Origin of the sequence: Bacillus sp. CH30_1T (assembly GCF_008364765.1) — a bacterium.
In the GTDB taxonomy this organism is placed as follows: domain Bacteria; phylum Bacillota; class Bacilli; order Bacillales; family Bacillaceae_B; genus Rossellomorea.
Map to the genome: position 1 here is coordinate 188,683 of NZ_VTUY01000006.1, position 13,169 is coordinate 201,851.

At 42.7% G+C, this 13,169-nt stretch carries 10 protein-coding genes and 1 other RNA gene; 10 read left to right on the forward strand and 1 reads right to left on the reverse strand.

The window, feature by feature from the left end:
- Window positions 1-19 precede the first annotated feature (19 nt).
- The 10 genes from gap to ssrA all read left to right on the forward strand — a co-directional run bounded on the left by gap (window position 20) and on the right by ssrA (window position 11,806).
- Window positions 20-1,027, forward strand: coding sequence for a type I glyceraldehyde-3-phosphate dehydrogenase (gene gap, locus F0342_RS14240; RefSeq protein WP_148970180.1), 1,008 nt, complete (start codon window positions 20-22; stop codon window positions 1,025-1,027).
- Window positions 1,028-1,209: 182 nt separating this feature from the next.
- A complete protein-coding gene (locus F0342_RS14245; RefSeq protein ID WP_149156565.1) occupies window positions 1,210-2,394 on the forward strand; it encodes a phosphoglycerate kinase in 1,185 nt (394 codons plus the stop codon).
- Window positions 2,395-2,453: 59 nt separating this feature from the next.
- Complete coding sequence (tpiA, locus tag F0342_RS14250; RefSeq protein WP_149156566.1) at window positions 2,454-3,218, forward strand: triose-phosphate isomerase; 765 nt, start codon at window positions 2,454-2,456, stop codon at window positions 3,216-3,218.
- Window positions 3,211-4,746: a 2,3-bisphosphoglycerate-independent phosphoglycerate mutase gene (gpmI, locus tag F0342_RS14255; protein ID WP_148970177.1), complete on the forward strand. Its 1,536-nt coding sequence runs from the start codon at window positions 3,211-3,213 to the stop codon at window positions 4,744-4,746. Before tpiA ends, gpmI begins: the two co-directional genes overlap by 8 nt.
- A 13-nt stretch (window positions 4,747-4,759) precedes the next feature.
- Window positions 4,760-6,052, forward strand: coding sequence for a phosphopyruvate hydratase (eno, locus tag F0342_RS14260; protein WP_044338271.1), 1,293 nt, complete (start codon window positions 4,760-4,762; stop codon window positions 6,050-6,052).
- Between the two features lie 339 nt (window positions 6,053-6,391).
- The gene (gene secG, locus F0342_RS14265) at window positions 6,392-6,619 is read left to right on the forward strand and encodes a preprotein translocase subunit SecG (protein WP_044338270.1); all 228 of its coding nucleotides are present in this window, start codon (window positions 6,392-6,394) and stop codon (window positions 6,617-6,619) included.
- Window positions 6,620-7,581: 962 nt separating this feature from the next.
- The gene (locus F0342_RS14270) at window positions 7,582-8,328 is read left to right on the forward strand and encodes an alpha/beta hydrolase (RefSeq protein WP_148970176.1); all 747 of its coding nucleotides are present in this window, start codon (window positions 7,582-7,584) and stop codon (window positions 8,326-8,328) included.
- A 27-nt stretch (window positions 8,329-8,355) separates the two neighbouring features.
- Window positions 8,356-10,701 carry a ribonuclease R gene (rnr, locus tag F0342_RS14275; RefSeq protein ID WP_149156567.1) on the forward strand — a complete coding sequence of 782 codons (2,346 nt, stop codon included), beginning with the start codon at window positions 8,356-8,358 and terminating at the stop codon, window positions 10,699-10,701.
- Window positions 10,702-10,821: 120 nt separating this feature from the next.
- Window positions 10,822-11,292, forward strand: coding sequence for an SsrA-binding protein SmpB (gene smpB, locus F0342_RS14280; RefSeq protein WP_044338267.1), 471 nt, complete (start codon window positions 10,822-10,824; stop codon window positions 11,290-11,292).
- A gap of 150 nt (window positions 11,293-11,442) precedes the next feature.
- Window positions 11,443-11,806, forward strand: a transfer-messenger RNA (tmRNA) gene (ssrA, locus tag F0342_RS14285).
- Between the two features lie 446 nt (window positions 11,807-12,252).
- Here the strand turns inward: ssrA and F0342_RS14290 are convergent.
- Window positions 12,253-13,014 (reverse strand): helix-turn-helix domain-containing protein, encoded by a 762-nt coding sequence (locus F0342_RS14290; RefSeq protein WP_149156568.1) that lies wholly within the window; start codon window positions 13,012-13,014, stop codon window positions 12,253-12,255.
- Between the last annotated feature and the right edge of the window lie 155 nt (window positions 13,015-13,169).

Consider the following 13,169-nt stretch of genomic DNA (forward strand, 5'->3'; position numbering starts at 1 on the left):
CTAAAGGAGGAAATTATTCATGGCAACAAAAATTGGTATTAACGGATTTGGACGTATCGGACGTAATGTATTCCGTGCAGCACTTAAAAATAACGACGTAGAGGTAGTAGCGGTTAATGACTTAACTGATGCAAACATGCTTGCTCACCTTTTACAATATGATACAGTTCACGGAACTCTTCAAGAGAAAGTAACTGTTGACGGTGACTACCTTGTAGTTGGCGGAAAAAAAGTAAAAGTATTAGCTGAGCGCGATCCTGCTCAACTTGGATGGGGAGATCTTGGTGTAGACATCGTTGTTGAATCTACTGGACGTTTCACTAAGCGTGCTGACGCTGCGAAACATATCGAAGCTGGTGCGAAGAAGGTCATTATTTCTGCTCCTGCATCAGATGAAGACATCACAGTGGTTATGGGTGTTAACGAAGACAAGTATGACGCAGATAGCCACGATGTTATCTCTAACGCTTCTTGTACAACAAACTGCTTAGCGCCATTCGCTAAAGTTCTTAACGATAAATTCGGAATCAAGCGTGGAATGATGACAACCATTCACTCTTATACAAACGACCAACAAATCTTAGACTTACCACATAAAGATTACCGTCGTGCACGTGCAGCTGCCGAGAACATGATTCCAACAACTACAGGTGCTGCGAAAGCTGTATCTCTTGTTCTTCCTGAGCTTAAAGGGAAACTGAACGGTGGAGCGGTTCGTGTTCCAACTCCAAACGTTTCTCTAGTAGACTTAGTTGCTGAACTTGATCAAAACGTAACAGCTGAAGATGTGAATGCTGCACTTAAAGAAGCGGCTGAAGGCGATCTTAAAGGAATCCTAGCGTACAGCGAAGAGCCTTTAGTATCAACTGATTACAACGGTAGCCCGGCTTCTTCTACAATTGATGCATTATCTACAATGGTTCTTGAAGATAACATGGTAAAAGTAATCTCTTGGTATGACAACGAGAGTGGATACTCTAACCGTGTAGTAGACCTGGCTGGTTATATCGCTTCTAAAGGACTTTAATCGATAAAGTTTTGTAAATTGACATCATTAGCATGGTGATTGATGGATAAATTTTGTCCCACCATCTATAATGAAGATGTGATGAAGGGGAGCGGGGAAGATTCCCCTCTCCCTTTTCTTATTGCTATTTCTATTTTTTTGAAAAAGATGTAGAAATTGAAAACTAAAGGAGGCCTTTTACGATGAACAAAAAGTCGATTAAAGATGTCGATGTAAGAGGAAAACGCGTATTTTGCCGTGTAGACTTCAACGTACCGATGTCTGAAGGCAAGATTACAGATGAAACTCGTATTCAAGCTGCTCTTCCTACCATTAAGTACTTAGTGGATGGCGGAGCGAAAGTCATTCTGGCTAGTCACTTAGGTCGTCCTAAAGGTGAAGTAGTGGAAGAACTGCGCTTAACCCCGGTAGCCGAAAGACTTTCCGAACTTCTTGGGAATAATGTAGCAAAAGCCGATGAAGCTTATGGTGATGCTGTTCAATCCAAGATTAGCGACATGTCTGAAGGGGACGTTCTTGTACTGGAAAACGTCCGCTTCTACCCGGGAGAAACGAAGAATGATCCTGAACTTGCAAAAGAATTTGCAGCTCTTGCTGATCTTTATGTAAACGATGCATTTGGTGCTGCTCACCGTGCCCATGCTTCCACTGAAGGAATCACCAAGCACATTCCAGCTGTAGCAGGCCTTCTGATGGAGAAAGAGCTGGACGTTTTAGGAAAGGCTCTATCTAACCCTGAACGCCCATTTACAGCGATCGTTGGTGGAGCAAAAGTAAAAGATAAAATCGGTGTCATTGACAACCTATTAGATAAAGTGGACAACCTGATCATCGGTGGAGGACTTGCTTACACATTTGTGAAAGCCCAAGGCCATGAGGTAGGAAAATCCCTTCTTGAAGAAGACAAGATTGATTTAGCCAAGCAATTCATGCAAAAAGCAGAAGATAAAGGCGTTAAATTCCTTATGCCTGTTGATGTAGTCGTTGCTGATGACTTCTCAAATGATGCAAATACGAAGGAAGTGGATATTGATTCGATTCCTTCTGATTGGGAAGCACTTGATATCGGGCCTAAGACTAGAGCATTATTCCAGGATACGATCAAAAGCTCTAAGCTTGTAATCTGGAATGGACCGATGGGTGTATTCGAATTAGAAACATTTGCAAATGGAACGAAAGCCGTAGCGGAGGCGTTAGCTGATGCAACAGATACATATTCTGTTATCGGTGGCGGTGACTCTGCAGCAGCCGTTGAGAAATTCGGTTATGCTGATAAGATGAGTCATATTTCTACAGGTGGTGGAGCTTCACTAGAGTTCATGGAAGGAAAAGAACTTCCTGGAGTAGTGGCTCTTAACGATAAATAATCGCTTTTCAAAGACCAACAATTTTTGGAACCGATTATAAAACAGAAAGGATGATTACAATGCGTAAACCGATTATTGCAGGTAACTGGAAAATGAACAAAACGTTATCAGAAGCAAAGTCTTTTACTGAAGAAGTACAAGGATTAGTTCCTGATCAAGAGGTTGTCGATTCTGTCATCTGTTCTCCAGCCCTATTTTTAGAAAGCTTAGTGAACATTTCAAAAGAATACAAGGTAGAAATTGGTGCTCAAAATATGCACTTTGAAGAAAACGGAGCATTCACAGGGGAAGTCAGTCCTGTAGCGCTTTCTGATTTAGGCGTAAAGTATGTCATCCTTGGACACTCAGAGCGTCGTGAAATGTTCAATGAAACTGATGAGTCAGTGAACAAAAAGACTCTTGCTGCTTTCAAACACGGGTTAACTCCAATCGTTTGTGTAGGGGAGACGCTCGAGCAACGCGAAAATAATGAAACAAAAGAACTTGTTGGTAACCAAGTGAAAAAAGCACTTGCCGGCCTATCAGCAGATCAAGTGAAACATACCGTAATTGCTTACGAACCAATCTGGGCAATCGGAACAGGTAAATCATCTACAGCTGAAGATGCGAACGAAGTATGTGCTCATATCCGTCAAGTGGTTACAGGAGAATTTTCTCAAGAAGCAGCAGACTCAGTGAGAATACAATATGGTGGTAGTGTAAAACCTGGGAACATTAAAGAATACATGGCCCAATCAGATATCGATGGTGCCCTTGTAGGTGGAGCAAGCCTTGAACCACAAAGCTTCTTGCAGCTTTTAGAAGGGGCAAGCACACATGAGTAAGTCACCAGTAGCGTTAATCATCTTAGATGGTTTTGCTTGCCGTAACACAAAAGAAGGAAACGCTGTAGCCCAAGCGAACAAGCCGAACTTTGATCGCTTGTGGAATCAGTACCCTCATAATCAATTAACAGCAAGTGGTGAAGCGGTAGGACTTCCTGAAGGACAAATGGGGAACTCCGAAGTCGGTCACTTAAACATTGGTGCCGGACGTATCGTGTACCAAAGTTTAACACGTGTGAATTTAGCGATTCGTGAAGGTGAATTCGAAACGAATGCCACTTTCCTTGACGCAATCAATCATGCGAAGGAAAAAGGTACGAATCTTCATATCTTCGGACTACTTTCGGATGGCGGTGTGCACAGCCATATCGAGCATCTTTATGCCCTTCTTGGTTTAGCAGCTAAAGAAGGAATGAAAGATGTCTATGTCCATGCCTTTCTTGACGGCCGAGACGTCGGTCCTCAAACGGCGAAGAAGTATATTGAAGATGCAGAAGCGAAAATGAAAGAAATCGGCGTTGGTCAATTTGCTACGATTTCTGGTCGTTACTATTCCATGGACCGTGACAAGCGTTGGGAACGAGTAGAGAAGTCTTACCGTGCCATGGTATACGGCGAAGGCCCAAGCTATCATGATCCAATGGAGCTTGTGAACGATTCATACGAAAATGGAATCTACGATGAGTTCGTCATTCCATCCGTTATGACGAAGGAAAACGGAGAGCCGGTTGCAACGATTAAAGACGATGATGCTGTGATCTTTTACAACTTCCGTCCTGATCGTGCGATTCAGATTTCGAATACATTTGCGAATGCAGACTTCCGTTCATTTGAACGCGGAGAAAAGCATCCGAAAAACCTTCACTTTGTCTGCTTAACACGATTCAGTGAAACAGTTGATGGATTTGTTGCATTCAAACCGACAAACCTTGATAATACACTTGGTGAGGTCCTTTCCCAAAACGGACTGAAGCAATTGCGTATCGCCGAGACGGAAAAGTATCCTCATGTCACGTTCTTTATGAGCGGTGGCCGTGAAGATGAATTCCCGGGGGAAAAACGAATATTGATCGATTCTCCTAAAGTGGCAACGTATGACCTGAAGCCTGAAATGAGCGCGTATGAAGTGACGGATGCCTTACTTGAAGAAATCCGTGAAGACCGTCAGGATGCGATTATCCTGAACTTCGCAAACCCGGATATGGTCGGACACTCAGGAATGCTTGAGCCGACGATCAAAGCGGTTGAAACAGTGGATGAGTGTCTGGGGAAAATCATTGACCTTATCACTGAAAAAGGCGGAACAGCCATCATCACAGCAGACCACGGGAATGCAGATGAAGTTCTGACCGAAGAAGGCAAGCCTATGACGGCACACACAACGAACCCGGTCCCTGTCATCGTAACGAAAGAAGGAATCGAGCTTTGTGACGGTGGAAAGTTAGGAGACCTTGCTCCAACTATGCTAGATTTATTAAATGTTAATCAACCAGCTGAAATGACTGGGAAATCACTAATTAAAAAATAAGGAGAGATTCTAAATGCCATTTATTACAGACGTATATGCTCGTGAAGTATTGGATTCACGCGGTAACCCAACAATTGAAGTAGAAGTTTATACACAATCAGGTGCTTTCGGACGCGCACTAGTTCCATCTGGAGCTTCAACTGGTGAATACGAAGCAGTTGAACTTCGTGACGGTGAAAAAGGCCGCTACCTTGGTAAAGGGGTACAAAAAGCAGTCGATAACGTAAACAACGAAATCGCTGAAGAACTGATCGGTTATGACATCACTGAGCAAGTAGCAATCGACCAGGCGATGATCGCTCTTGACGGTACAGAAAACAAAGGTAAACTGGGTGCGAATGCAATCCTTGGTGTATCTATGGCTGTAGCTCGTGCAGCGGCTGACTTCTTCGGAGTGGAATTATACCAATACCTTGGTGGATTCAACGCGAAGCAGCTTCCAGTGCCAATGATGAACATTGTTAACGGTGGAGAGCACGCTGACAACAACGTAGACATCCAGGAATTCATGATCATGCCTGTAGGAGCTTCTACATTTAAAGAAGGTCTGCGCATGGGTACAGAAATCTTCCACAGCCTGAAATCAGTTCTTAAAGGTAAAGGCTACAACACTGCAGTAGGTGACGAAGGCGGATTTGCTCCAAACCTTAAATCTAACGAAGAAGCACTTTCTACAATTATCGAAGCAATCGAAAAAGCTGGTTACAAGCCAGGAGAAGAAGTTCTTCTTGCTATGGACGTTGCAGCTTCTGAAATCTACAACAAAGAAGACGGTAAATACCATCTTTCCGGAGAAGGCGTTGTCCGTTCATCAGCAGAAATGGTTGATTGGTATGAAGAAATGTGTAACAAATATCCAATCGTTTCAATTGAAGACGGCCTTGACGAAAACGACTGGGATGGTTTCAAACTTCTAACTGAACGTATCGGTAAGAAAGTTCAACTAGTTGGGGATGACTTATTCGTTACAAACACGACTAAGCTTTCTCAAGGTATCGAGCAGGGTATCGGTAACTCAATCCTGATCAAAGTGAACCAAATCGGTACACTTACTGAAACTTTCGATGCAATCGAAATGGCGAAACGCGCTGGTTACACAGCAGTCATCTCTCACCGTTCTGGTGAAACAGAAGACAGCACAATCGCTGACATTGCAGTAGCAACAAACGCTGGTCAAATCAAGACAGGTGCACCATCACGTACAGACCGCGTAGCGAAATACAACCAACTTCTTCGCATCGAAGATCAATTAGCTCACACAGCTCAATATCTTGGAGCGAAAACATTCTATAACGTAAATCGCTAATACAAGCAATTTATAAAGCAGCCCCGTCTTTGGATGGGGCTGCTTTTTTGACATGAATTCGTATGAGGGTCTCAGGTTGAAGGGGGGCTGATAAAAATAGAGCCGTTTTCTGTAAAAATCCGACCGTTTTCGAGGAGAATCCAGCGGATATGAGAGAAAATCCAGCCGATTCGGAGGGTAATCCGGCTGATTACCGTGTCTTATCCCATTATCCTGTGCGGGTACCCACTAATCCCATAACCAACTCTTTCCACAATTCAAACAATATTACCTTGTCCATAGCATAATCCCTATGGTAAACTAGTAGTAATGTTATGTTCGTATCAGGAGGTGGGACTCATGCACACAATACTCGTCACTTTACTTATTATTGTATCAATCGCACTTATCGCCATTGTATTACTTCAGTCAGGTAAAAGTGCTGGACTTTCAGGGGCCATCTCTGGTGGTGCAGAACAACTTTTCGGGAAACAAAAAGCTCGTGGTATCGACTTAGTACTACACAGAATCACAATCGTATTATCGGTACTATTCTTCGTACTAACCATTGCCATCGTAGCTATCTAATACGGACAAAAACCTGATCATTAAGGTCAGGTTTTTTTATTTAAACAGGATTAATTCTTAAAGATTATTTTTTAACTTATGATCTGCTTAGGCTCTGTCAATAAGGGCTTGCTTGATGGTGAGGGGAACTGCTTCGCTTTCCGCGGACGTACGGCCGAGCCTCCTCAGCTTCGCTTCCGGGGTCTCGGCACGCCCGTTCTTCCGCAGGAGTCTACGCAGTTCCCCTCACCATCTATACAAGGTTGTGCGTGACAGAGCTAAAAGGTGTCGAAGAACAACCCATGTTTGAGAAAGATATTTCAGTTATCTCAAACAAAGATTGTTGTTTTCTATCATGGGCTGCCAAGGCTAAACCGATTAGATTGTGCCATAGTTGTTGCCTGACAGGGCTTAATAGAGACAAAAAACATTTGAAAGAATTAATGTTTCTAATATAAGTTGAAATCGACCATTACACACGTTAATAAATGCTGTTTTATTCGTTTATAATCTCATGCTTAGAAAGTTGATTCTCGCTGCAGGTGCTCGACTCCTGCGGGAATAGCGGGAAAGTTGAGACCCCACAGGGCAAAGCCCGAGGAGGCTCAACTCACGCCCCGCGGAAAGCGAGCACCTGGAGCGGAAATCAACAAGTACTCGCTTTTTAAACGGCAAACTTACAAAAAGAGCTTTGAAAAAACAAACTACACTAATTTTTTTAAGCGAAATATTGGATTGTCTGACCAATGTTTGCTAAAAATAGAGAAGAAGAGTGGTTTAAACGATCGTTAAATAGAAAGAAGCCTGTGATATCAAGCTTTTCCACAACTAATCAAACGTTTGTTTAACAAAAATCAATTGAAAATCACATTACATAAAGAAATCATTTAAACAATTGTTTAACAGGTTGAGGCCCTACAAATCAGGGTTCCAATCATCTAATCAAACGTTTGTTTAAAATCAGATAAAAGGAGTCACTAGCTATGAAAACCGTATTACCAAAACCATTCACATTTGAAGCAGGTCCCCGGGCCGTTCTATTACTTCACGGATTCACAGGAAACTCAGCCGACGTCCGGATGCTTGGCCGTTACTTAGAAAAGAAAGGCTATTCATCCCATGCCCCTCACTATAAAGGACATGGTGTACCGCCGGAAGAATTGGTTCATACAGGCCCTGAAGATTGGTGGCAGGATGTCATGGACGGATATGAGCTTTTAAAGAGTAAGGGATATGAAGAGATTGCGGTTGCCGGCCTTTCTCTAGGAGGGGTATTTTCTCTTAAATTAGGTTACACTGTACCTGTAAAGGGTATTGTCCCTATGTGTGCACCGATGTATATAAAAAGTGAAGAAGTCATGTATAAAGGGGTCGTGGATTACGCCCGTGAATTTAAGAAATTTGAAGGAAAAAAAGAAGAACAAATTGAAAAAGAAATAGAAGAGTTTAAGAAAACGCCGATGAATACATTGAAAGCCCTGCAGGAATTGATTGCAGACGTGCGCGAAAATGTGGATATGATATATTCACCGACGTTCGTGGTGCAGGCAAGGCATGACCATATGATTAATACGGATTCTGCGAATATCATCTATGATAACGTTGAATCCGATGACAAAGATATTAAGTGGTACGAAGAGTCCGGTCATGTGATTACATTAGATAAAGAAAAAGAACAGCTTCATGAAGACGTCTACGGTTTCTTAGAGAAATTAGACTGGACGGTTTGATGAATTCGATGATCAGGAGGGATTGTCATGGACGAAAATATTAAAGAGCATGTGGATAGGCTCCTTTCCTACATGAAGGAAGAAGCATACAAGCCATTGACGGTACAGGAGCTTGAAGAAGCATTCGGAATTGAAGGATCCACGAACTTCAAGGAATTCGTAAAGGCTCTTGTCGTAATGGAAGAGAAAGGGCTGGTCGTACGCACAAGGAGCAATCGCTACGGCTTACCTGAGAAAATGAATCTGGTAAGAGGGAAAGTATCCGCTCATGCAAAAGGTTTTGCGTTTGTGATACCGGAAGAATCAGGAATGGACGATATCTTCATCCCTCCTAATGAAACGAATAACGCCATGCATGGCGATATTGTTTTAGTAAGAGTGTCTACTTCTTCTTCGGGTTCCAGAAGAGAAGGAACGGTCGTGAGAATCGTAGAGCGCGGTGTCGACCAAATGGTTGGTACGTTCACGGAAAGTAAACATTTTGGATTCGTCATTCCGGATGATAAGAAGTTTGCGAGTGACATCTTTATCCCGAAATCTGCTCAAATGGGTGCAACGGAGGGACATAAGGTCGTCGTTAAATTAACTTCCTATCCTGAAGGGCGCAAGAGTGCAGAGGGTGAGGTGATTGAAATCCTTGGTCATAAAAATGATCCCGGAGTCGATATTCTCTCTATCATCCACAAGCATGGGATTGACGTCGAATTCCCTGAAGAGGTAATGGATCAGGCGAATAATGTGCCAAGTGAAATCGACGAATCAGAAATCCCGAATCGAAAAGACCTGCGTGACCAGACGATTGTGACGATAGATGGTGCTGACGCCAAGGACTTGGACGATGCTGTGACAGTAACGAAGCTTGCCAATGGAAACTATATGCTTGGGGTACATATTGCTGACGTTACGTACTATGTAAAAGAAAGCTCTCCGATTGACCAGGAAGCTTTTGATAGAGGTACATCCGTATACTTGGTAGACCGGGTCATCCCCATGATTCCGCACCGATTATCAAACGGCATTTGTTCTCTTAATCCCAAGGTGGACCGTTTAACTCTATCATGTGATATGGAGATTTCACCTGAGGGGGATGTCGTGAAACACGAAATCTTCCAAAGCGTCATTAAGACAACCGAACGAATGACATATTCAGATGTAAACAAGATTCTTGTCGATCAAGACGAAGAACTTCGGAAAAAATACGAGCCATTGGTACCGATGTTCGAGGAAATGGAAGATTTAGCACAGGTTCTACGCACAAAACGAATGAAGCGTGGCGCCATCGACTTTGATTTTAAAGAAGCGAAAGTGCTTGTAGATGATGAGGGAGAACCGACGGATGTGGTCCTGCGTGAACGTTCAGTAGCCGAAAAGCTGATCGAAGAGTTCATGTTAGTGGCAAATGAGACGGTTGCTGAGCATTTCCACTGGATGGAAGTACCGTTCATATATCGTATCCATGAAGACCCGAAAGAAGACAAGCTGCAACGCTTCTTCGAATTTATTACGAATTTCGGTTTGATTGTAAAAGGAACAGCGAATTCGATTCATCCACGTGCTCTTCAGGAGATTGTCGAGGACGTACAAGGGCAGCCGGAAGAAATGGTTGTATCGACAATGATGCTGCGGTCCATGCAGCAAGCGAAATACGATCCTGAAAGCTTAGGTCACTTTGGACTGGCGACAGAGTTCTATACTCATTTCACATCACCTATCCGTCGTTACCCCGACTTGATTGTTCATCGCTTAATCAGGACTTACCTGATTGAAGGCAAGATTGATCAGGCAACACGGGAAAAATGGGGCGCCCAAATGGGTCATATCGCTGAGCACACGTCAAGCCGTGAGCGACGAGCGGTAGATGCAGAACGTGAGACCGATGAGCTGAAAAAAGCAGAATACATGGAAGACAAAGTGGGAGAAGAGTACGACGGTATCATCAGTTCCGTTACGAACTTCGGAATGTTTGTCGAACTGCCTAACACAATTGAAGGTCTTGTCCATGTGAGTTATATGACGGACGACTACTACCGGTTTGATGAGCGTCATCTTGCCATGATTGGTGAAAGAACGGCAAACGTATTCCGTATCGGAGACGAGATCACAGTTCGTGTCGTGAGCGTCAATAAAGATGAGCGTGCAATCGACTTTGAAATCGTAGGAATGAAGAATAATCGCAAGGAACGTGAAGACCGCGTTCGCTCGATCCGAACCGACAAAGGGAAGCCTTCAGACCGCTCTAAATCGAATCGATCTTCAGACCGAAAAAAGGACGGAGAATGGTCAACGCGTCCACCGAAAAACAACAAGAAGAAAAAGTCGAATAAGAAACACTTTGAAAATGCGCCTCGAAGCAAACGCAAAAAGAAGAAATAAAGGTTCAGGAGCAATGGGATAACCTTTGCTCCTTTTCTTTTCCAAGTGTAACAATACTATTTTTCTAAGAAATATGAGATAATAATGTGTAAACCAACGGAAATGACTAGGGGGATTCCAATGCCAAAGGGAGAAGGCAAGCTTATTGCCCAAAATAAAAAAGCACGTCATGACTATGCCGTAGAAGAAACATATGAGGCAGGTCTTGTATTGCAAGGAACCGAAATTAAAGCGATCCGTGGCGGCCGCGTGAACCTGAAGGATTCCTTTGCACGTGTTCAAAATGGAGAAATTTTCGTTCATAATATGCACATCAGTCCATATGAACAGGGAAATCGATTTAATCACGAACCTCTCAGAACACGTAAACTGCTGCTTCATAAAAAGCAAATCAATAAGCTGATCGGTGATTCGAAGGAAGCAGGATATAGTATCGTTCCATTAAAGCTTTACATCAAAAATGGTGTAGCCAAGCTTCTGATCGGTCTTGCCCGTGGTAAGAAGAAGTATGACAAACGGGAAGATTTAAAACGAAAAGAAGCAAATCGCTCTATCCAAAGAGAACTGGCTCAGCGTCAAAAAGGGATGTAAATGTACAGATTTCCGGAATCTGGTATTTGCAATTATCTCAGGATTTGTTATAATAATAGATGTCGCGAGGTAATCAAGCGGCTGTAAGAACAATTGAATAAGTGACTTACACGCTGAACTTATTCTTTCCCGTTCTTCCCTTTCTATCATGGGGACGTTACGGATTCGACAGGGATAGTTCGAGCTTGGGTTGCGAGCCGTGGGGATCGTCCACGATAAAACGTCAAAGCCAATAATAACTGGCAAAACTAACAATAACTTAGCTTTAGCTGCGTAATAGCGCTTTAGCTGTTCCTCCCTCCATCGCCTATGTGGTAGGGTAAGGGACTCACTCTTAGTAGGCTACGCCGGAGTCCACCGTCTGAGGACAAAGGAAGAGACCAATCAGACTAGCTGCACGGACGCCCGTCGATAGGCAGAAGCTGCAGTGAACTTGCGAATATATCGACTACGCTCGTAGACGCTTAAGTGGCGATGTTTCTGGACGTGGGTTCGATTCCCACCGTCTCCACCAAATACATATTTGGTGGTTTTTTATTTTTGTGACTTAAATCATAAAAATATAATGATTACATCCTTTTGCTTTAAACACTTAAACACTTAAACACTTAAACACTACTTGGAGTTTAAATTATTCCAAACCTACAGGTGAAAATCTGTAGGTTTTTTTACGTTAAAGGGCATTTTGAATCAGCGACTTGATTTTTAACAAGGAGAAGCCCGACGAGGCTCAACTCACGCCCCGCGGAAAGCGAGCACTTGGAGCGGAAATCAACCACTACTCGCTTTTTCAAAAGCAACAAAGTTTACGAAAACAGCCATATTAAAAATGAAAAAACGATCCTCCTTAATCGTTTCTAAGGTTGGCATATAGGGAGACATTTTTGTCCCCCCTATAATCATTCATCTTTTGAAAACCAACTTCTGCAAGTCCCTCAGAGTGAAGATTGCAGTGGTCACTTAAACAATGTGGCTCGGGGCTACTCCCATCCATTTTTTAAACATTCGATTAAAGTAAGATTGGTCACAGTATCCAAGGTATTCAGCGATTTCACTTATAGACATTTGCGTATTATTAAGAAGATTCAAGGCAGTGTTGATTCGAATTTGATGCAAGTATTGTATGGGGGTGTTGCCAACCACTTCTCTAAATAATACGGTTACGTAGTTTGGTGAGATTCCTGCTAATGCAGCCAATTCTTCAATCGTTACGTTCCTTCTGAAATTGCATAAAAGATATTCCTGAATCTCCCGTGCTATCCGTTCTTTGGCTGGAGTTGTCCTTTGTTCAGAGCACTCTTGAGCGATTAGTGTTAACAGTTCGGACAGGACATACCTCGACATTAGTTCGAAATATGGCCTTCCCCCTAAAAATTGGATAAATAGTGTTGAAAATCGTTGTTCATAGTAAGGGGCATTGGGAGTCTTGAATCGAAAAAACGTGTTTTGTTTTGTAAAGTGTAAAGAGTTTTCCAGCGATTGGTCCTCCCATAGAAATACAACTGTATATTTTTGGTGCCATTCATCTGGATGGTTTTCCCAAGCACGATTCATGGCTTGAGGAATGTATAGTATTTCTCCTTTTTCCAGTTCCAGACATTCGTCATTTATCCAATACATTACTTTCCCCTGAGAAACATAAACGAGTGTATCACAGCCTCGATCTTTTCCAATGCTCCATTTCGGATTGACATCATGATAAACCCCTTGTATATTCACCATTTCCACCACCGCTTTGAAAATTTATTAATGAAATATACAAAATCGAGAGGTTTTGTATATTTCACTATCACCTATCTCCTGATATTATCAAAATAGTCAGATAAATGCTAATGATTAACAGAAAGAGGGGCTGATGAATCTGCGGATTATTTGTG